The following is a 19,458-nucleotide window of genomic DNA, read 5'->3' as shown; positions in this document are numbered from 1 at the left end:
TGAACCGGGTAAACGCCAACCTTTTGTCGCGTTTATCCGACAAAATAGCCGTTTTCTGATCTGTCGGAGCCACACGCTGTTCGGGTGCTGACCCGAGCGATCCGGCCTCTATTGCGTTGTGGTTAAGGTGCTAGGGGTTATCTTGTCCGATTAGGGCGTTATCGCGGGCAGTGTCGAATAAGGGGAAGATATGCGAGGCATGAGCGGGGCAAGGAGTGGGGTGTTGCTGAGTGTCGTCCTACTGTTAGGTTGTCGCGACGTGGTGCCAGAGCAACATTTTCGTGGTGCCTACACCGAGGGCTTCGAGGTGAGCGAGTTCATTCCCTGTGGCGGGGGACGTGATGCGTGGCTTTATGATGAAGAGGGGCAACTGCGAGCCGCCGAGAGCCTGATTGCGCATCAACGTAGCCAACGTGTTCGCGCCTATCCACGCGTCTATGTCGATTTCTATGGGGTTGATGAGGGAAAAGGTCTGGAGGGATTTCCAGCCGATTATGATCGGGTGATCCGTGTGACGCGGCTAAACCTGACACAGGAGTCGCTGCCGAGTGAATGTGTGATTCCTCCTGACTCGTGATGTGGTTATTTGACGTCTTTAATAACAAAATGGTGTTAATGGATAAAAATAAACATATTAAATATAACTTGTTGTTTTTATTTGTTATTTATTGAAAGTCACACATGTAAAAAATGATTTCATTATTATTTATCTTTATTTTTTACCGCAAACAGACACCTGTTGAATAAAAAAATAAGCTAATAAGTCTTTTTTTGTGATGACTGTCGTGAATTTATCCTACGTCATGCCGATACCCCTTGGGTAGCTCTACACGATCAAAGGGATTCAGGATATTGGCATGATTAAAAATATTAGAGTGATCACAGGACTCATCGTTTTACTGGCGGTCTTCACCCTATTACAGGGGGTGTCGGGGGGATTGTTTTATTCCGCCATCACGCAAGATCGCGACAATTTTTCTCAGTCGCGAGCGCTGAGCGACCAACAGGAACAGCTGGCCGATGGCTGGCAGACGTTGGTGATGACGCGAGTGACCATCAATCGCGTCGCGATCCGTTACCTAAAGCAGCAAAACGGAGGGGTGAGGCAGGCCGAGATCGGACCATTACTGGATGCCGCTAACGCGTCGTTAGATAAGGCGGCGCACTATTTCGAGAATTATCGTGCCGCTCCGCGTTTGCCGGGGCAGGATGAGGCGCTGGCGAGCGCCGTCGAGCAGCGTTTCCAGACACTCTATACCCTGTTGCGTGACTCCTCACGCTATCTCCGTGCCGGTGACTATCCCGCCTATGGCAATCTCGAGACACAGGCGGCACAGGATGCACTGGCTGAGAGCTATGCGCAGTGGCGTGAGCAAAACCGTGCCCTGTTGCAGCGAGGGATCGATGAAAACCAGCGTAGTTTCGAGCGCATGTGTTGGATGCTGGCGGCCATCGCGTTGGCCGTGCTGGCGTTGATCAGTACTGCGGCGTTGGCGGCTCGCGGTATTCTGCTCCAGCCGTTGGCTCAACTGCACGCGCATCTGCGCCGTCTGAGTGCGGGGGATCTCTCTGTACGCCTAGAGGGAGGACGCAATGAGTTGGGGCAGTTGGCACACAGCGTCAATAGCATGCAGCAAGCGTTGATCGCCATCGTCAGCCAGGTCCGTGGGGGGGTCGATGCCTTACTCCTGGGGAGTGGTGAGATCACCACGGGTAACGCCGATCTATCCACGCGAACCGAACAGCAGGCGGCTTCATTGGAAGAGACCGCGGCCAGCATGGAGCAATTGACGGCCACGGTACGCCAGAATGCGGATAATGCGCGTCAGGCTAGCCAGTTGGCGAATAGTGCCTCGGAGACGGCTAACCAAGGCGGTAGTGAGGTTTCACGGGTGGTGGCGACGATGCACGACATCGCCGGAAGCTCGCGCCAGATCGCCAATATTACGGCGGTTATCGACTCGATCTCTTTCCAGACCAATATCTTGGCGTTAAACGCCGCCGTCGAAGCGGCACGGGCCGGAGAGCAAGGGCGTGGCTTCGCGGTGGTGGCTGGTGAGGTGCGTAACCTCGCGCAACGCAGCGCCCAAGCGGCCCGCGAGATCCGGACGTTGATCGAGGATTCGGTGCGGCGCATCGATGCCGGCTCACATCAGGTCGTCCAGGCTGGCGAGACCATGCAGTCGGTCGTCGAGGCGGCGCAGCGTGTGAACGGTATTATGACCGAGATTGCGGCGGCCTCCGATGAACAGAGCCTTGGGATTTCCCAGGTGAGCCAGGCGGTGAGCGAGATGGAGCAGGTCACGCAACAGAACGCGGCGTTAGTTCAGCAGTCTGCCACGACGGCCGCCTCACTTGAGGAGCAGGCGGCGGGGTTGGCGCAGGCTGTCGCGGTGTTCACGCTGCCCGCGCGCGATAAGTCGGCTTGATGCTAATACGCCCTGCCGCCGGTGGCGGACAGGGCGTTAATATCGCTGTCTCTTTCGGGGACGCGCGCGCATCGGGTGCTCCCGCTTAGCGCATGGTTACGAACTCTTCCGCCGCCGTTGGATGGATGGCGACCGTATTGTCGAAGTCGCGCTTGGTGGCACCCATCTTCAGCGCGACGGCGAAGCCCTGCAACATCTCATCCATGCCGAAGCCGATGCCGTGGATGCCGACGATCTTCTCTTCCGCACCCTGGCAGACCAGTTTCATCCGGCACGGCTGGCGATGCTGGGTGACGGCGGTATACATGGCGGTGAAGGAGGAGGTGTATACCTTGACCTGATCAGCGCCAAACTGCGCACGTGCCTGCTCTTCGGTGAGGCCGACGGTGCCGATCGGGGGATGGCTGAAGACCACTGTCGGGATGTTGCTGTAGTCCAGATGCTCCTGCGGTTTGTTGTTAAACAGGCGCTCGGAGAGACGCCGCCCGGCGGCGACGGCGACCGGCGTCAGTTCGACGGCACCGGTGTTATCGCCGACGGCATAGATGCCAGGGACATTGGTATTCTGGAAGGTATCGACCGGGATATAACCGCGCGCATCGCATGCCACGCCCGCGGCCGCTAGATTCAGTCGATCGGTATTCGGTTCCCGGCCGACGGCCCAGATCAGACAGTCGACGGTCTGACTATGGCCATTCTCTAGGGTCAGGGTCAGGCTACCGTCGGCATTCTTCACCACGGACTGTGGCACGCTGTGAGTATGCAGTTGCGGCCCTTCGTTGTTCATCACCTCCACCAAAGTATCGACGATCATGCTGTCGAAGCTACGTAGTGGGGCGTGTTTACGCACGAACAGATGTGTCTCGCTACCTAGGGCATTGAGTACCCCGGCGATCTCGACTGCGATATAACCCGCGCCGACGATGGCGACGCGTTGCGGTAGGGCTTCGAGGGCGAAGAAACCGTCCGAATCGATGCCATACTCCGCCCCGGGGATCGCTGGACGCAGAGGACGCCCACCGGTGGCAATGAGGATATGGTCGGCGCTAATGCGCTCACCGTTGACCTCGACCGTGTGCGCATCAATGAAGGTGGCGAATCCCTGGATAACATCGACCTTATTATTGTTCAACCCGCGCTGATAGGACTGGTGAATACGATCGATATAGGCGCTGCGGCTGTCGATCAGGCGCTGCCAGTCGAAGCGGTTCAGCGTGGCCTCCAAGCCGTAGTCCGGACCGTACAACTTAATGGCCTCGGCAATCTGCGCGGCATGCCACATTACTTTCTTCGGTACACAGCCCACATTGACACAGGTTCCGCCGAGGGCCTTAGCCTCGATCAGTGCACACTTGCGGCCATACATCGCTGCCCGATTGATGGAGGCGATGCCGCCGCTGCCGCCGCCAATGGCGAGATAGTCATAATGTTTAGTCATCGGGATGTCCCTGCGTTATCAACGAATCGGATTGCATCCTCGCCATGTCTTGCCGCCGAGGGCGGGCGACGAATGGCAAGCTCGTTGAGAAGTGTAACGCCTGGAATGGGCCGACGGCAAAATCTTGCCGCCGGCAAGGCACGAATTCCGTACTGAGGGTAGGGGGTTGTCTGGTCGCGCGACGCGCCGCCGTTATTCTGGGACGATCCAGTTGACGCTGGTATGGCCGGTTCCCTCTGGTACTAACACCTGGTGTAACCAAGGGAGAACGCTGCGCATCTGGCCCTCAAGCTTCCATGGCGGGTTAATGACGATCATGCCGGAGGCGGTCATACCGCGCTGATCGCTGTCGGGGCGTACCGCTAACTCGATCTGGAGAATACGGCGGATACCGCTCTCCTCCAGGGCATGCACCAGGCGTTTGATGTTCTGGCGCAGTACCACCGGATACCAGAGCGCGTAGGTACCGGTGGCGAAGCGTTTATACCCCTCCTGGATCCCCTTCACCACATCCTGGTAATCGCTCTTTAGCTCATAGGGTGGATCGATCAGGATCAGGCCACGTCGTGACGCCGGTGGCAGTTGAGACTTCAGCTGCTGGTAGCCGTTTTCGCGGACTACGCGGGCGCGTTCATCCTTCTGGAACTCGGCGCGCAGCAGCGGAAAGTCGCTGGGATGCAGTTCACTCAGATGTAGCCGATCCTGCTCACGTAATAACTGGCGAGCGATCAGCGGTGAGCCGGGGTAGTAGCGCAGCTGGCCGCTGCGGTTGAAGTGGCGCACCGCCATCATATAGGGCTCTAGCTCTGTGGGCAGATCATCCTGCTGCCACAGGCGGGCGATACCTTCGAGGTATTCGCCGGTCTTCTCGGCATGCTCTCCACTGAGTAGGTAACGCCCGGCACCCGCATGGGTATCGAGATAGAGAAACGGCTTCTCTTTCTCCTTGAGTGCCTCGATGATCAGGCTCTGGACGGTGTGTTTGAGTACGTCGGCGTGGTTGCCAGCATGAAAACTGTGACGATAACTTAACATAGGGTGATTGCTTCTGATGAGTCGACGGGTTAAAAAGGAACCAGGCTGACGTAGCCGTTACAGGCCGACGCCGGGGCGGTGTGCTATTGCCGAAAGTATACCCTATTTCCGCCTGGAGGCGTGATAAACCCAACACGCTGTTGCGACGGGAGGAGTGGGAAGATGAGTTGCATTTTTTGTCAAATCGTACGGGGAGAGGCGCCTTGCCATCGGATCTGGGAAGATGACGAGCACATGGCTTTTCTGTCTATTTACCCGAATACCGAGGGGTTCAGTGTGGTGATCCCCAAGCGTCATTACCCCAGTTATGCCTTCGATTTACCCGACGAGGTGTTGGCGCGCTTGACGCTCGCCACCAAGCAGGTGGCGCGCCTGCTCGATCGTGCCTTCGATGACGTAGGGCGTTGTGGGATGTTTTTTGAGGGGTTTGGGGTCGATCACGTGCACAGCAAGCTATTCCCGATGCATGGTACGGCCAATATGGCCGAGTGGCGGCCCATCGAGTCGCGCAGCGCGCGTTTCTTTACGCATTATGAGGGTTATCTCTCGTCACACGATGCGCAGCGGGCCGATGATGAGCGGCTAGCGGCGTTGGCGTGCCATATCCGCCGTTATGCGTCGTCATCGTCCTAGCTGGCGCGTCATGATGTGTGTCGGGGCGTTGATCGCGCGACGCATTCAGGGTCCCTGTTATTTACGGCGCGGAGATTGATTTTCTGCGTCTGCGTCTCCATCTTAGGCACATTACCCCTTTTTCGATCCGGCGCGTCATGCGGCGGATGACCCGAATTCCGGGGCTGCCGTGTCAGCCCCGCCGACCATAGGACACATGCAGATGACCAATCCTTTGCTGACCCCCTTTGTTCTCCCGCCCTTTTCTCGCATTACGCCGCAGGATGTGGTGCCGGCGGTAAGTGCGGCGCTGGCCGACTGCCGTGCCGCGGTGGAGCGCGTCGTGGCACAACCCGGTCCCTTCACCTGGGATAACTTGGTACAACCATTGGCAGAGGTCGACGATCGCCTGAGCCGGATTTTTTCGCCGGTGAGTCACCTCAATGCGGTGCAGAATAGCCCGGAACTGCGCGCGGCTTATGAGCAGTGTCTGCCGCTGTTGTCGGAGTATGGGACCTGGGTGGGCCAGCATCAGGGGTTGTATCAAGCCTACCGTCAGTTGAAGGCGGGCGAGGGTTACGCGGCGCTGGATAAGGCGCAGAAGCGGGCGGTCGATAACGCGTTGCGCGACTTCGAACTGTCCGGCATCGGGCTGCCGCCAGCGGCGCAGAAACGCTACGGCGAAATCGTGATGCGTCTGTCCGAGTTGGGATCGGCCTTCAGCAATAACGTGCTGGACGCCACCATGGGCTGGAGCAAGTTAATCACGGAGCAGAGCGAGCTGGCCGGTCTACCGGAGAGTGCCTTGGCGGCGGCGCACGAGTTGGCGGCCGCGCGCGGCCAACAGGGGTGGCTGTTGACGTTGGATATGCCGAGCTACTTGCCGGTCATGACCTATGCCGACAACCGCGCATTGCGTCATGAGATGTATCAAGCCTTCACGACGCGGGCCTCCGATCAGGGACCGAACGCCGGCCAGTGGGACAACAGTGCGATCATGGCGGAGACATTGGCGCTGCGTCACGAACTGGCACAATTGCTGGGTTTCGCTAGTTATGCCGATAAGTCCTTGGCCACCAAGATGGCGGAGAACCCGCAGCAGGTATTGAGCTTCCTCAACGACCTCGCCCAGCGCGCTCATGATCAGGGTGTCGCGGAGCTGGAGCAGTTGCGCGCCTTCGCCCAAGAGAACTATGGCGTCGATGCGTTGGCGCCTTGGGACATCACCTACTACAGCGAGAAGCAGAAACAGCACCTCTACGCCATCAGCGACGAGGAGCTGCGCCCTTACTTCCCCGAGCCGACGGTACTGAGCGGCCTGTTCGAGGTGGTGCGCCGCATCTACGGCATCACGGCCAAAGAGCGCCACGATGTCGATGTCTGGCACCCGGAGGTCCGTTTCTTCGAGCTGCATGACCGCGATGGCGAGTTGTGCGGCAGCTTCTACCTGGATCTGTATGCACGCGAGCATAAACGGGGCGGCGCCTGGATGGACGACTGCGCCGGCCGCATGCGCCGCGCCGACGGTACGTTACAGAAGCCGGTGGCCTACCTGACCTGTAACTTTAACCGCCCATTGGGCGATCAGCCGGCGTTGTTCACCCATAACGAAGTCACCACGCTGTTCCACGAGTTCGGCCACGGTCTGCACCACATGCTGACGCGTATCGAAACCCCGGGCGTTTCCGGTATCAACGGCGTGCCGTGGGATGCGGTCGAACTGCCGAGTCAGTTCATGGAGAACTGGTGTTGGGAGCCGGAGGCGCTGGCCTTTATCTCTGGTCACTACCAGAGTGGCGAGCCGTTGCCGCAGGCGATGTTGGAGCGGATGCTGGCGGCGAAGAACTACCAGTCGGCGCTGTTTATCCTACGCCAGCTCGAGTTTGGCCTGTTCGACTTCCGTCTGCATACCGAGTTCGATCCGGCTCAAGGGGCGCAGATCATGGAGACCCTACGTCAGGTGAAGGCACTGGTAGCGGTGGTGCCGTCGCCGGAGTGGGGGCGTTTTCCACACGCCTTCAGCCATATCTTCGCCGGCGGTTATGCGGCGGGCTACTATAGCTACCTGTGGGCCGAGTTGCTGTCGGCGGATGCTTTCTCTCGCTTTGAGGAGGAGGGTATCTTTAACGTCGATACCGGGCGGGCCTTCTTGGATAACATCTTGTCCCAAGGGGGCTCCGACGAGCCGATGACGCTGTTCAAGGCCTTCCGTGGTCGTGAGCCACAGATCGACGCCATGCTGCGCCACTACGGGATCAAGGGCTGATGTCGGTTCAGCTGCTGGCCGAGCAGGGCATCGATGTCGCGGCGTTGGCCACGCTGGCGCAGCGCTGGGGGTTAAGCCACAATGCAGACGCCTTATTGGCGTTGGTGTTGACGCCGCAACGCCTGGAGCTGCGTAAGCTGGATGAGCCGAAGCTGGGGGCGATTTTTGTCGACTTCGTCGGTGGGACGATGGCGCATCGCCGTCGTTTTGGCGGCGGGCGCGGTGAGGCGGTGGCTAAGGCGGTTGGTATCAAGGGCGGCTATCTACCCGATGTGGTGGATGCCACCGCCGGTCTGGGACGTGACGCTTTCGTGCTGGCCGCGCTGGGCTGTCGGGTGCGCATGTTGGAGCGTCATCCGGTGGTGGCGGCGTTGTTGGACGATGGTCTACAGCGCGGCTATGCCGATGCAGAGATCGGCCCCTGGCTGCGCGAGCGTCTGACCTTGCTGCATGCCTCCAGTATCGAGGCGCTGGCGACCTTGACGCCCCGCCCCGAGGTGGTCTATCTCGATCCGATGTTCCCCCACCGCCAGAAGAGCGCGTTGGTGAAGAAAGAGATGCGCGTGTTTCAGGCGTTGGTCGGTGCCGATGATGACGCCGATGCCTTGCTGGCACCGGCGCGTCAACTGGCGACCAAACGGGTGGTGGTGAAGCGCCCGGACTATGCACCGCCGCTGGCTGGCGTCGCCACCCCGAACGCGACCCTCACCAAGAGCCACCGTTTCGACCTCTACGCGCCGTTGGGCTGATCGCCGGCGTGACGCAGGCTGAGCCCGACGTCACCGCCGGGGTGTACCGCCAGTAGGGTGCGGCGATCGTAGCCGCTACGTTGCATCAGGCAGGCACAGGCGGCATCGAACAGGGCCAACACCAGGATGATCGAGGTGGTGGCCAGCATGTTGAGTGGATCGATCTCCCGTTGTACTCCGGTGGCCAGCGTTAGCTGTGCCGCCTGAGCGATGGCTGAGTCGGGATTTTCAGTCACGGCGATCAAGGGCACGCCCTTCGCCAGCAAGGTGGGCAACAGGCGCGTCAGCTCGTCGGAGTTGCCGCCTCGCGAGATCAGAATGACCAGATCCTCCGCCCGCAGGAAACCGAGGTCGCCGTGGGCGGCATCGGTGGCGCTGAGGTAAATGGCCGGTCTTTCCACGCAGGCCAGCATGTGTGCGACCTTGCGTGCGGCGATCCCAGAGGTACCGACGCCGCTGACCACGATCTTGCCACGGCAGCCGTCGAGCCGATCCAGCAGTCGCTGCCAGCTGGCGGCATCCAGGCGCGTCGCCAGTTGTGCCAACTCCTCGCTGTACACGTGCCAGGCGTCTTGCGCCTGGCGCCATTCCGGGTTCATTCTTCCCCCTGCATCAGCTGGCGATATTTCATATGGTCTTGATACATTTCATGAAATACGCGGTATTTGCGGTCGTAATACTGCTTGATGCTGGTGGCCTGCGGCGTCACGGTCTTGCCGATGCGACTCATGGCTCCCATCGCCTCCGGCAGCGTATCGAAGACACCGGCGGCCACCGTGCCCATCATGGCGCCGCCCAGCAACATCGCCTCGCCTTCGACGGGTAACAGCATGGCGCAGCCGGTAGCGTTGGCATGCTCCTGGACGAAGAGCGGGTTTTTGGTACCGCCGCCGCTGGCCATAATAGTGTCGATGCGGTAGCCGCTTTGGTTCATCGTTTCGATGATGTGGCGGGTACCTAGCGCGATCGCCTGGATAGTTGCCAGATACTGCAATGCCAGATCCTCCGGCGTCCGTGATAGCTTCAGCCCGCTGAGCACCCCGCTCAGTGTTGGGTTAGCGCGCGGAGAACGGTTGCCGTGGAAGTAAGGTAAAACGTGGATGTCGCGTGTTAGCAGGGCGATGTTCTCCGGCTCCCCGGCCATCTTGCGTAGCAGGCCATTGAGTAACTCATAGATGGTCTGTCCGTTGGCTTTGGCCTGGGTGAGCAGGGCGGGATAACAGGGATGGGACTGGATGATGTGATCGATCAGGGCGCCGGTGGCCGATTGTCCCCCCTCGTTCAGCCAGTAGCCGGGCAGGATCGCCGAATAGTAGGGACCCCATACGCCGCCGATAAAACGGGCGGTGGGTGACATCGCCATATGGCCGGTGGAGGTGCCGCCGATCAGGGCGATACGCCGATCGAAGTCGGCCAGTTCACCGCTGACGCCGCTGGCACCCAGGGTACCAAGGGTACCGGCATGGGCATCGATGATCGAGACGCTGACGGCGGTGCCGGGGATCAACCCCATCTCACGGGCGGCGCGCTCGGTCAGGCCGTAGCCCAGCGGCTCACCCATGGTTTTGACCTCGCGCCCGATCTTGGCGGCGTCGTGCGCCAGCAGATCCTCCAGCCCGATCTCGCGGAAGTAACTATCGTCCCAGCGCTGTTCGTGGCCGAGGTAGGTCCATTTACACACCGTGGAGCAGAGGGAACGGGTGTCATCCTGGGTAGCGCGCCAGGTGAGAAAATCGGGTAAGTCGAAAAAATAACCGGCATTGGCCCAGGTCGTCGGCATGTGCTGTTTCAGCCACAAGAGTTTGGGCGTCTGCATCTCGGGTGAGATGATCCCGCCGACGAAGTCCAGTACCCGGTGATGGGTGGTGTTGATACGCTCCGCCTGCGCGATGGCACGATGATCCATCCAGACGATGATGTTCTGCTCGCTGCGTCCGGAGGGGCTGACGGTCAGCGGCTTGCCCTCCTTATCCAAAACCACCAACGAGCAGGTGGCATCGAATCCCATTCCTTTGATCTGAATCGGATTGATATCGGCCTGGCTCACGGCATCGCGTACCGCGTTACACACGGCCTGCCAGATGTTATCTGAAGATTGTTCGACGAAGTCGGCCTGGGGACGATAGAGGTCGATTTCGCGTGTCGCCTGGCCGACCATGCGTCCACTGAGGTCAAAGACGCCAGCGCGGGCGCTGCCGGTTCCTACATCTACGCCAATAAAATAGCTCGCCATGAATGTTCTCCCGAAATCAGGCTTTTCGATTCTGTAATGCGATAAACAGGATCAGCACACCGCCCCATAGGGCCATGGTCAGGTAGCTGCTGACGCCCAGCAAATTGAGGCCGCTCTCCAGCATCTGTAACACGATCAACGCCAGCACCAGCCCGAGGATACGGCCAAAACCGCCGTCTGGGTTAATGCCGCCGAGTACCGAGGCCAGGATGGTGACCAGCAGGTAGGATTCGCCGTAACCGGCCTTGGCCGAGTTAAATTTTGCCATCATCAGTAAGGCGGCTGCCCAGCCGAGCACGGCCGAGATCACATAGACGGCGATCTGTACCCGGGTCGTATTCACGCCGCTGAAGTGGGTCGCCTGTTGGTTGGATCCGATCAGATACAGGCTGCGTCCCAGGGTGGTGTGCTCCAACAGTAGCCACAGGGCGGCGGCCACCGCCAAAAAGAGCAGCAGTGCCAGCGGGATCCCCAACAGCGTCGCACTGCCGAGCTGTTGGAACAATGGCGGGAAACCGGCAATAACCGCCCCGTTGGAGAGCAGGATATTCAGGCCGGTGATCAGAGTCATGGTACCGAGGGTCGCCAGGATCGGTGAGACGCCGATCCAGGCGATCAACGCGCCGTTGAGCGCACCGATGGCTACCGCCACCGCCAGGCCAGCCAAGAGCGCCAGTAGGAGGAATAGGGGCTGATCGGGATGTGCGACGATGATGGCGGCCATCACCAGCGAACAGGCGTTGGCACCGGCGATGATCGACAGGTTGATGCCGCCGGTTAGCATGGTCACCCCCATGCCGAGGGCGAGCATGCCGAGGATTGGCAATTGGGCGGTGATGGATTGAAAGTTCGCCACGCTGAAGAAGCGGGTACCGAGCAGGGCGGAAAACAGCAACGCGACGACGACGATGATCAGACACTGTAAGCGGATGATACGATCGCCGGGCAGCAGGCGCGCAAAGGCGTTCATGTTATAGCTCCTTAGCCAGTTTGCGTTTTTCATTCCAGGCGGTACTGCTGATGCTGATCAGGATGATCACCCCACTGAGCACCGTATGCCAGTAGGAGGAGACGCCGAGCAGCGTCAACCCGTTTTGCAGGAAGGCCAGCAGGATCACCCCCAGCAGCGTGCCGGTGAGGGTGCCGCGTCCGCCGGACATGCTGGTGCCGCCGAGTACCACCGCCGCCAGCACCGTTAGCTCGAAACCGAGTAGGGAGTTGGGGGCCACCGATTGAGTGATCTGCGCCTGTACTACCGCCGCCACACCGGCCAGGATGCCCATGTAGCCATAGACGTAGAAGTGCAGGCGTAACAGATTCATCCCCAGTCGAGAGGCGGCATCACGGTTGCCGCCCATGGCATAGATCTGCCGTCCCAGACGGGTATAGTTCATCAGTAGTGCCGTCAGCGTGATGGTGCCACCGAGGCAGAGCAGGGGGAGCGTCAGACCATAGTCGTAGCCATCGCTCGCGGTGAATGAGAAGTAGTTCACCCCCTCCATAAACCAGTCGGGGAAACCGTACAGCCAGGTGCCTTTGGTCAGGTAGACCAGCAGCCCATAGTAGAGGTTGAGGGTGGCGATGGTGATGATGATTGCCGGTACCCGTAACCAGTAGACCAGGAAGCCGTTGCACAGCCCGAGCAACAGGCCGACGGCGATCGCCAAGGCGAAGGCCAGCGGGAAGCTGCCGCCGTGGGTGATGATCCAACTGGCCATGACGTACTGGGCGATGGCGGTCATCGCCGGGAAGGAGATATCGATCCCACCGGCGATCAGCACCACGAACAGGCCGCAGGCCAAGATGCCAAGGATGGCGTAACTGGTGGCGACATCGGTCAGGTTACCCAGTGAAAAGAACTCGTCGGTCGTCAGTGTCAGCCCCAGCGCCAGGGCGACCACCAAGAGTCCGAGGTAGGCTTCGTGCCGTCCCGCGAGACGAGAAAGGAAGGAGTTATGCATTGACCACCTCGGCGATGTCTTGTTCGCTGCAGCGTTGCGGTAAGAATTCGGCCACCAGTTCTCCCCGGCGCATCACCAGGATGCGGTGGCTGTTGTAGTAGGCTTCCGGGATCTCGTCGCAGATCATCAACACCGCCATGCCCTGTTGTGCCAGATCGCGTGCGATCTGGTAGATCCCCTCCTTGTTGGCGATATCGACGCCGACGGTGGGAGAGTCGAGGATCAGGATGCGGGGCTGGGTTGCGACCCACTTGGCGATGGCGATACGCTGGGCATTACCGCCCGAGAGTGTTTTCACCGCGAGGGCACTGTCGGCGACCTTGATGTTCAGCTCGCGGATCAGGCGCTGAACCAATGCGTCGGCCCGTCGGTGATCGAGCAGGCCGGCACGGGTGTGTAGCTGGTCGAAAACAGTGACGATGGTGTTGTCGTAGATCGACTGATCCATGATGAGCCCCTGAGTCAGACGATCCTCCGAGACATAACCGATACCGTGGCGGATGGCGTCACGGTTACCGTTAAGGGTCACGGCCTGGCCATCGATGGCTATCTCGCCGCTGTCCGGGCGGGTCATGCCGAATAGGCTTAGGCATAGCTCGGTACGCCCGGCGCCGAGTAGGCCGACGATGGAGACGATCTCGCCGGGATGCAGCGCTAGACTGATATCATGGTACTTGCCATGCCGGGTAAGGTTGCGCAGCGCCAGACGCGGGACCGCCGTCGCAGCGCTATAGGGCGGCAGAGGTGTGTAGTGGAAGCGTTGGCCGGTCATCAGGAAGGCCAGCTCGTGGCTATCTAACTCGCTGGCGGGCCAGGTGCCGACCAGCTTACCGTCGCGCATCACGCTGATGCGATCGGCGACCTCCATCACCTCATCCAGGCGATGGCTGACGAACACCACACAGATCCCGGCGGCCTTGAGTTCGTTGACCACACGCAGTAGGCCGTTGACCTCCTGACGAGTGAGGGAGGCCGTCGGTTCATCCATAATCACCAGACGTGCATCGGCGGCGATGGCGCGACAGATGGCAACCAACTGTCGATCGGCGATCGACAGCTTTTCAACCTTTTTATCGGGGTCGAGGGTGACTCCGATGCGTTGCATGGCCGCCAGCGCCTGCTGTCGCATGGCGCCTCTGCGAACCCACAGATCGCCACCGGGCTGGTAGCGATGAATGGCGATGTTTTCCGCCACGCTGAAGTTAGGAAAGAGAGAGAGATCCTGGTAGATGACCTGGATCCCGTAATGGGCGGAGAGCGAAGGCGTGAGCTGGTGGAAGAGCTTGCCGTCGATCAGGAGACGCGCCCCTTTTTCCGGCTGATAGACGCCGGAGATCACCTTAATGATGGTGCTTTTGCCACAGCCGTTCTGGCCGGCCAGGCAGTGTACCTCGCCTTTGTTCAGCGTGAGGCTGACCCGGTCCAGTGCCAGCACGCCGGGAAACTGCTTACTGATGTTTTCAAGCGTGATGAATGCGCTGCTGTTCATGGGCAATACTCCGCCGGACGCCCCGAGTCGGGGCGTCACGGTATGACGATGGAGAGACGTTACCTGAGTGCCAGTCGTGTCGGCTGGCGGGATGGTTTCCCTGGTGATGACGGCGTTGGCCGAGATCAGAAACCGAGCGACTGGGCGTTATCTTTGGTCACTGCCAATATTTTATTGAAGCGGATAACGTGATCTTTCATGTCCACATCCGCCTTGCCCAGTCCATCAATGCTCAGGTCCGGCGTGACCTCTTGCCCTTGCAACAGGCGGTCGGCCACGGTTACCAGCGCATAGCCGGCGTCCTTCGGATCCCACAGCAAGACTTGCTTGATATCGCCGCGTATCAGATAAGGTGCAGCCTGGGAAGGCATCGCGATGCCGACGACGGCGACTTTATCCTTGGCGCGTTTCTTGGCGACGGCTTGGCCGGCGCCGATAGGGCCGAGTGACCCGAAGCCGATGATCCCTTTCAATTGAGGATAGGTCTTCATCAGATCCAGGGTGGTGGCATAGGATTTATCGATGCTCTCGGCCACCGGTAGACGCGAGGTAACCTCAAACATCTCCGGGTACTTCTCTTTCTGGTATTTCACGGCGTAATCGGCCCAGGCGTTGTGCAGCGGCACCGTTAGGGAGCCGACGTAGATGGCATAACCCCCTTTGCCCCCCATCGCCTTGGCCAGCTGATCGACGTTGGCTTCGGCGTACTTCTGGCTATCGATAGTTTCGATGTCCCATTGGCCGATTTGTTGATCGGGTGACTCATGCGTCAGCACCACAATCCCCTTATCGCGCGCCTTCTTCAGTACCGGCTCCAACACCTTAGCGTCGTTGGGTACCACGATGATGGCGTCGACATTCTTGGCGATCAGATCCTCTATGACTTTCACTTGTTGCGCCGGATCCGGCGTCGCCGGACCGGTTTGGTAGGCATTGACATTCAACTGTTGCGCCGCCTGGTTTACTCCGGTCTCCATACGGTTGAACCAGGGGATGCCAGTGACTTTGGCTACCACGGCAATGTCATGCTTATCGGCCTTTTCTGCGGCAAACGAGGGGGAGGAAAACAGGCACGCAGAGGCCAAAGCGGTCGTGAGCAAGGCGAGTTTGAATTTCATGGCTGAACCTTTGTTGTTGTAAGAGCCTGGGAAAATTCATGCGAAAAGGGTAATGAAGAATGGCGACGACTGGCTGCCCGTGGCGGGGGAAATGTGATCTATGCCCATACATGTTAATTTATGGATAAAACAAGGTAAAAAAATGGTCTCATTTAATTTCCTAGGTAATTTTATTACTTTTATCGTGTTATTTTTTCCTTGAAACTCACACAGCTATTAACATTTCATTATCATTTCATTAGGCATTGGTATGGGAAAAGTATGCATTTTCGTGGGGGATAATGACCAATGTTTATATTTGTGAGATGAAACGATAAGGCAATTTAATTCTATGAAAATTATTTCACTGCTGATCGAGGTCGTTCACTCCTCGCCGGCGATGTCAATGCGGTAATTGAGCGCATTGTGGTAGTCCGACTGAAAGTTAATGTCAGTTTGCCGACTTTATAAACAAAATGTGATAACTCGGAGGGTAGAGGCCGGGTAGACTGAATAAATCTAGGCGCGTGGAGGAGAGACGATGACGGAAAAACGGATCCTGGTGGTCGAGGATGACACACTGATCGCCGAACTACTAACGCTGCATCTGAGCGATGCGGGCTACCATGTCACTCATGCCGCCGAGGGGGATCGAGGCATGGCGTTGATCGAACAGGGCGGTTGGGACGCATTGATCCTGGATCTGATGCTGCCGGGGGTGGATGGCTTAGACATTTGCCGCCGGGTCCGCGCGATGACACGTTATACCCCGATTATCATCATCAGCGCTCGCTCCAGCGAACCGCATCGCGTCTTGGGGCTAGAGTTGGGAGCGGATGACTACCTGGCGAAACCCTTCTCCATGGTCGAACTGGTTGCTCGGGTCAAGGCGCTGTTTCGGCGCCAAGAGGCGATGGGACGTAATCTGATGCTAGAGGCGGGGCGCTTGACTCACGGCGCCCTGACCCTCGACCCGATCGCGCGTCAGGCTTGGGTGGCGGAGCGGGCGATCGAGCTGACGCCGCGCGAGTTTGATCTACTCTATTTCTTCGCTCGCCATCCGGGGCAGGTATTTTCACGTCTCCAATTGCTGGATAAAGTCTGGGGTTATCAACATGATGGCTACGAACATACCGTCAATACCCATATCAATCGGCTGCGCACCAAGATCGAAGACGATCCCGCCGAGCCGGTCTGGATCCTGACGGTATGGGGCGCAGGCTATAAGTTCGGTGATGGTGGAGTTCCCGCATGAGATACCTCAGTCTCTCGCAGCGTCTTGCCCTGGTGTTTGCCCTGCTGCTGCTGGTCTGTAGTACCTTGACGGGCTGGTTACAGCTGCGTAGTAACGCCGCCTATAGCCATCAGGTGATCCAGCGTCTTTCCGCCGATCTGGCCAGCCATATCGCCCAGCATAATCCGCTGTTGCAGGCCGATGGCCTGAATCGAGCCTCGGTGAAACGACTATTCGACCAGCTGATGGCGGTGAATCCTAGCGTGGAGGTCTATCTGCTGGATAGCCAGGGGCAGATCATCGGCGATGCGGCTCCCGCGGGACGCATCGTGCGTCATCGTGTCGGCCTGGCGCCGATCGAAGCCTTCTTGGCCGGTCAGGCCTTACCACTATATGGCGATGATCCACGTAGTCGTGATGCCAAGAAGGTGTTTAGCGTCACGCCGTTGACCCTGAATGGCCATACCCGCGGCTATCTGTATGTGGTGTTGCTGGGGGAGGAGTATAACCGCTTGAGCGATGATGCCCGCCTCGGCTCGGCCTGGCGCATGGCGGGGTGGTCGATCGCCCTGATCCTGGGGTGTGGATTGCTGGCTTGGCTGCTGGCGTACCGTTGGGTGACGCGACCGGTACATGCCTTGACGCACCAAGTGGATCGTCTGGAGCGTGAAGGGTTGGAGACCTTGAGTCCGGAGACGTTGGCGGCGTTGCAGCGGGTGCAGGGCGAGGATGAGGTAGCGCGTCTGCAGCGGGCGTTTGGCCGTATGGCGCGGCGCATCACCGAGCAGTGGCGGCGCCTGGCCGATCAGGATCGTCAGCGGCGTGAGTTTATCACCACCGTGTCACACGACTTGCGCACACCGCTGACCTCGTTACACGGCTATCTGGAGACCCTGAGCCTGAAGCAGGAGAGTCTCGGCGAGGCGGATCGGCGGCGCTATCTGGCTACCGCCTTAACGCAGAGTCAGAAGGTGGGGCGCCTGGCTCAGCAGCTGTTCGAGCTGGCGCGGCTAGAGTACGGTGCGGTTAAGCCACAGTGCGAGCCTTTCTCCTTCGCCGAGTTGGTGCAGGATGTGTTCCAAAAGTTTGAGTTGGCTGCCGAGACGCGTGGCTTGACGCTGAGTACCGATGTGGTGGCGGGATTGCCTCCGATCACGGCGGATATCCATATGATGGAGCGGGTATTGACCAACCTGCTGGATAACGCCTTGCGCCATACGCCGCCAGAGGGGCGCATCGTGGTCCGTCTATGGCAGGCGCAGGGACGCTTGTGGGTGGAGTTATGCGACAGTGGCCCCGGCGTGCCCGATGCATTGCGAGAGGCCCTATTCCAGCGGCCGTTATCATCCGCTGAACGACGCCACGAGAGTGGTGGCTTGGGACTCTTGATCGTGAAACGGATGCTGGCGCTACATGATGGCGATATCGCCTTGGTGACGGGACAGCCGGGAGCCTGTTTCCGCCTCTCTTTGCCACTGTAGGCGCGCCCCGTAGGGCGCGAGAAACGGATTACAGAACCCCTTGGGCTAACATTGCGTCGGCAACCTTGACGAAACCGGCGATGTTGGCACCACGAACGTAGTGGGTCGGGCCCGTCGGCTCACCGCTGTAGTCGACGCAGGACTGGTGAATGTCCAGCATGATCTGATGCAGTCGCTGGTCGACTTCATCGGCCTTCCATGACAGGCGTGCGGCATTCTGCGCCATCTCCAACCCCGAGGTGGCAACGCCGCCGGCATTGGCTGCCTTGCCGGGGGCGAACAACACGCCGGCCTGCAAGAAGAGATCCGTCGCTTCGATGGTGGTCGGCATGTTGGCGCCTTCGGCCACGGCACGTACCCCATTGGCGATCAGCATCCGGGCGGCTTCGCTGTCCAGTTCATTCTGGGTGGCGCATGGCAGGGCAATGTCGACCGGTACATGCCAGGGCTGCTGCCCTTCGAGGTAGGTTAGGCCGAGGGTACGCGCATAGTCGGCGATGCGCCCGTCCGGCGAGGCCTTGATGGCGCAGAGTTGGGCCAGCTTCTCCGCCGTAAACCCCGCCTCATCCACCACGCTACCGTTGGAGTCGGAGGCGGTGATAACGCTAGCGCCTAGCGCCATCGCCTTCTCTATGGCGTACTGAGCCACGTTACCCGAACCCGAGACGGCGACACGCATCCCCTCCATCCCCAAGCCATGGCGTTGTAGCATGGCGTCGGTAAAGTAAACCAGACCATAGCCCGTCGCCTGTGGGCGCATCAGGCTGCCGCCGAAGGCCAGCCCCTTACCGGTAAACACACAGGCGGTATGGTTGGCGAGCTTCTTCATCATCCCCGCCATATAGCCGACTTCGCGGCTTCCGACGCCGATATCACCGGCGGGGACATCCGTATCGGGGCCGAGATGACGGTATAGTTCGCCGATCAGTGCCTGGCAGAAACGCATGATTTCGCCATCGCTTTTCCCTTTGGGGTTAAAGTCGCTGCCCCCCTTGCCGCCCCCCATCGGTAGGGTGGTGAGGGCGTTTTTCAGCGTCTGCTCGAAGCCGAGGAACTTCAGGATCGACAAGTTGACAGAGGGATGGAAACGCATTCCCCCTTTGTAGGGGCCGATGGCGGAGTTGAACTGTACGCGCCAGGCTCGGTTCACTTGCACCTGGTTGCGATCGTCGACCCAACTGACACGAAACTGGATCACCCTTTCAGGCTCGATCAGGCGTTCCAGCAGGGCGGCCTGGCGATAGTGGGGATGCTGTTGTAGAAAGGGCCATAGGGTGGTCATGACTTCGCGTACGGCCTGGGCAAACTCTGGCTGGTGTGGGTCGCGCAATAGGACGTGCTGCATAAAGTGCTCGACGGAATCGATCGATGTCATAGGAAACTCCTGGTGAGGGGCGGAGGGCGCGTGGGTAGCCGGATAGCAGCGTTTGTGCT

General features: G+C 59.4%; 16 protein-coding genes. 7 read left to right on the top strand and 9 right to left on the bottom strand.

Translation table 11 applies throughout. The features are described from left to right. The first annotated feature begins 190 nt into the window (after positions 1 to 190). Positions 191 to 577, top strand: coding sequence for a short-chain dehydrogenase (locus tag ACEQFP_RS05390; protein ID WP_223931160.1), 387 nt, complete (start codon positions 191 to 193; stop codon positions 575 to 577). 280 nt (positions 578 to 857) lie between these two features. After that, a complete protein-coding gene (locus tag ACEQFP_RS05385; RefSeq protein WP_047058962.1) occupies positions 858 to 2,429 on the top strand; it encodes a methyl-accepting chemotaxis protein in 1,572 nt (523 codons plus the stop codon). Between the two features lie 85 nt (positions 2,430 to 2,514). On the opposite strand, the gene gorA is transcribed toward ACEQFP_RS05385, so the two are convergent. Together gorA and ACEQFP_RS05375 are read right to left on the bottom strand one after the other, a co-directional pair. Beyond that, a complete protein-coding gene (gorA, locus tag ACEQFP_RS05380; protein ID WP_035599758.1) occupies positions 2,515 to 3,867 on the bottom strand; it encodes a glutathione-disulfide reductase in 1,353 nt (450 codons plus the stop codon). 192 nt (positions 3,868 to 4,059) lie between these two features. Continuing rightward, positions 4,060 to 4,902: a 23S rRNA (adenine(2030)-N(6))-methyltransferase RlmJ gene (locus ACEQFP_RS05375; protein ID WP_068870188.1), complete on the bottom strand. Its 843-nt coding sequence runs from the start codon at positions 4,900 to 4,902 to the stop codon at positions 4,060 to 4,062. Positions 4,903 to 5,064: 162 nt separating this feature from the next. Here ACEQFP_RS05375 and ACEQFP_RS05370 point away from each other — a divergent pair, with 162 nt between their 5' ends. The 3 genes from ACEQFP_RS05370 (at position 5,065) to rsmJ (ending at position 8,529) form a co-directional block, all read left to right on the top strand. Continuing rightward, positions 5,065 to 5,535: an HIT family protein gene (locus tag ACEQFP_RS05370; protein WP_005290754.1), complete on the top strand. Its 471-nt coding sequence runs from the start codon at positions 5,065 to 5,067 to the stop codon at positions 5,533 to 5,535. Positions 5,536 to 5,737: 202 nt separating this feature from the next. Next, on the top strand, positions 5,738 to 7,780 hold the full coding sequence (prlC, locus tag ACEQFP_RS05365) for an oligopeptidase A (protein WP_068870282.1): 2,043 nt from the start codon (positions 5,738 to 5,740) through the stop codon (positions 7,778 to 7,780). After that, entirely contained in the window at positions 7,780 to 8,529 is a 750-nt protein-coding gene (gene rsmJ, locus ACEQFP_RS05360; RefSeq protein WP_370547133.1) for a 16S rRNA (guanine(1516)-N(2))-methyltransferase RsmJ, read from the top strand. The genes prlC and rsmJ overlap by 1 nt, the downstream gene beginning before the upstream one ends. Here rsmJ and ACEQFP_RS05355 read toward each other — a convergent pair. The 6 genes from ACEQFP_RS05355 to ACEQFP_RS05330 all read right to left on the bottom strand — a co-directional run bounded on the left by ACEQFP_RS05355 (position 8,511) and on the right by ACEQFP_RS05330 (position 15,330). After that, complete coding sequence (locus ACEQFP_RS05355; RefSeq protein WP_005290744.1) at positions 8,511 to 9,128, bottom strand: SIS domain-containing protein; 618 nt, start codon at positions 9,126 to 9,128, stop codon at positions 8,511 to 8,513. The two genes, rsmJ and ACEQFP_RS05355, sit on opposite strands and share 19 nt — an antisense overlap. Then, the gene (locus ACEQFP_RS05350) at positions 9,125 to 10,762 is read right to left on the bottom strand and encodes an FGGY-family carbohydrate kinase (protein WP_005290741.1); all 1,638 of its coding nucleotides are present in this window, start codon (positions 10,760 to 10,762) and stop codon (positions 9,125 to 9,127) included. The genes ACEQFP_RS05355 and ACEQFP_RS05350 overlap by 4 nt, the downstream gene beginning before the upstream one ends. 16 nt (positions 10,763 to 10,778) lie before the next feature. Further along, on the bottom strand, positions 10,779 to 11,732 hold the full coding sequence (locus ACEQFP_RS05345) for an ABC transporter permease (RefSeq protein ID WP_005290736.1): 954 nt from the start codon (positions 11,730 to 11,732) through the stop codon (positions 10,779 to 10,781). Between the two features lies 1 nt (position 11,733). Beyond that, a complete protein-coding gene (locus tag ACEQFP_RS05340; protein WP_047058966.1) occupies positions 11,734 to 12,723 on the bottom strand; it encodes an ABC transporter permease in 990 nt (329 codons plus the stop codon). Continuing rightward, on the bottom strand, positions 12,716 to 14,212 hold the full coding sequence (locus tag ACEQFP_RS05335; RefSeq protein ID WP_068870180.1) for a sugar ABC transporter ATP-binding protein: 1,497 nt from the start codon (positions 14,210 to 14,212) through the stop codon (positions 12,716 to 12,718). Before ACEQFP_RS05335 ends, ACEQFP_RS05340 begins: the two co-directional genes overlap by 8 nt. A 125-nt stretch (positions 14,213 to 14,337) precedes the next feature. After that, positions 14,338 to 15,330, bottom strand: a complete 993-nt coding sequence (locus ACEQFP_RS05330; protein WP_005295524.1) for an autoinducer 2 ABC transporter substrate-binding protein — start codon at positions 15,328 to 15,330, stop codon at positions 14,338 to 14,340. Positions 15,331 to 15,850: 520 nt separating this feature from the next. Here ACEQFP_RS05330 and ACEQFP_RS05325 point away from each other — a divergent pair. Then, complete coding sequence (locus tag ACEQFP_RS05325; RefSeq protein WP_005290722.1) at positions 15,851 to 16,564, top strand: response regulator transcription factor; 714 nt, start codon at positions 15,851 to 15,853, stop codon at positions 16,562 to 16,564. Further along, positions 16,561 to 18,024, top strand: coding sequence for a HAMP domain-containing sensor histidine kinase (locus ACEQFP_RS05320; RefSeq protein ID WP_035599748.1), 1,464 nt, complete (start codon positions 16,561 to 16,563; stop codon positions 18,022 to 18,024). The genes ACEQFP_RS05325 and ACEQFP_RS05320 overlap by 4 nt, the downstream gene beginning before the upstream one ends. 28 nt (positions 18,025 to 18,052) lie before the next feature. Here ACEQFP_RS05320 and gdhA read toward each other — a convergent pair whose 3' ends face one another. Then, the gene (gene gdhA, locus ACEQFP_RS05315) at positions 18,053 to 19,399 is read right to left on the bottom strand and encodes an NADP-specific glutamate dehydrogenase (RefSeq protein WP_370547134.1); all 1,347 of its coding nucleotides are present in this window, start codon (positions 19,397 to 19,399) and stop codon (positions 18,053 to 18,055) included. Between the last annotated feature and the right edge of the window lie 59 nt (positions 19,400 to 19,458).

This window comes from Edwardsiella sp. A.80236 (assembly GCF_044540725.1).
GTDB lineage: Bacteria > Pseudomonadota > Gammaproteobacteria > Enterobacterales > Enterobacteriaceae > Edwardsiella > Edwardsiella tarda.
The sequence above is the reverse complement of the archived record's forward strand: the minus strand, read 5'-3'. Positions and strand labels throughout refer to the sequence as shown.

Excerpts from the sequence above, each read along its gene's own strand:
- ACEQFP_RS05390 (WP_223931160.1), top strand. The coding sequence starts at position 191 with ATGCGAGGCATGAGCGGGGCAAGGAGTGGGGTGTTGCTGAGTGTCGTC.
- ACEQFP_RS05385 (WP_047058962.1), top strand. The coding sequence starts at position 858 with ATGATTAAAAATATTAGAGTGATCACAGGACTCATCGTTTTACTGGCG.
- gorA (WP_035599758.1), bottom strand. The coding sequence starts at position 3,867 with ATGACTAAACATTATGACTATCTCGCCATTGGCGGCGGCAGCGGCGGC.
- ACEQFP_RS05375 (WP_068870188.1), bottom strand. The coding sequence starts at position 4,902 with ATGTTAAGTTATCGTCACAGTTTTCATGCTGGCAACCACGCCGACGTA.
- ACEQFP_RS05370 (WP_005290754.1), top strand. The coding sequence starts at position 5,065 with ATGAGTTGCATTTTTTGTCAAATCGTACGGGGAGAGGCGCCTTGCCAT.
- prlC (WP_068870282.1), top strand. The coding sequence starts at position 5,738 with ATGACCAATCCTTTGCTGACCCCCTTTGTTCTCCCGCCCTTTTCTCGC.
- rsmJ (WP_370547133.1), top strand. The coding sequence starts at position 7,780 with ATGTCGGTTCAGCTGCTGGCCGAGCAGGGCATCGATGTCGCGGCGTTG.
- ACEQFP_RS05355 (WP_005290744.1), bottom strand. The coding sequence starts at position 9,128 with ATGAACCCGGAATGGCGCCAGGCGCAAGACGCCTGGCACGTGTACAGC.
- ACEQFP_RS05350 (WP_005290741.1), bottom strand. The coding sequence starts at position 10,762 with ATGGCGAGCTATTTTATTGGCGTAGATGTAGGAACCGGCAGCGCCCGC.
- ACEQFP_RS05345 (WP_005290736.1), bottom strand. The coding sequence starts at position 11,732 with ATGAACGCCTTTGCGCGCCTGCTGCCCGGCGATCGTATCATCCGCTTA.
- ACEQFP_RS05340 (WP_047058966.1), bottom strand. The coding sequence starts at position 12,723 with ATGCATAACTCCTTCCTTTCTCGTCTCGCGGGACGGCACGAAGCCTAC.
- ACEQFP_RS05335 (WP_068870180.1), bottom strand. The coding sequence starts at position 14,212 with ATGAACAGCAGCGCATTCATCACGCTTGAAAACATCAGTAAGCAGTTT.
- ACEQFP_RS05330 (WP_005295524.1), bottom strand. The coding sequence starts at position 15,330 with ATGAAATTCAAACTCGCCTTGCTCACGACCGCTTTGGCCTCTGCGTGC.
- ACEQFP_RS05325 (WP_005290722.1), top strand. The coding sequence starts at position 15,851 with ATGACGGAAAAACGGATCCTGGTGGTCGAGGATGACACACTGATCGCC.
- ACEQFP_RS05320 (WP_035599748.1), top strand. The coding sequence starts at position 16,561 with ATGAGATACCTCAGTCTCTCGCAGCGTCTTGCCCTGGTGTTTGCCCTG.
- gdhA (WP_370547134.1), bottom strand. The coding sequence starts at position 19,399 with ATGACATCGATCGATTCCGTCGAGCACTTTATGCAGCACGTCCTATTG.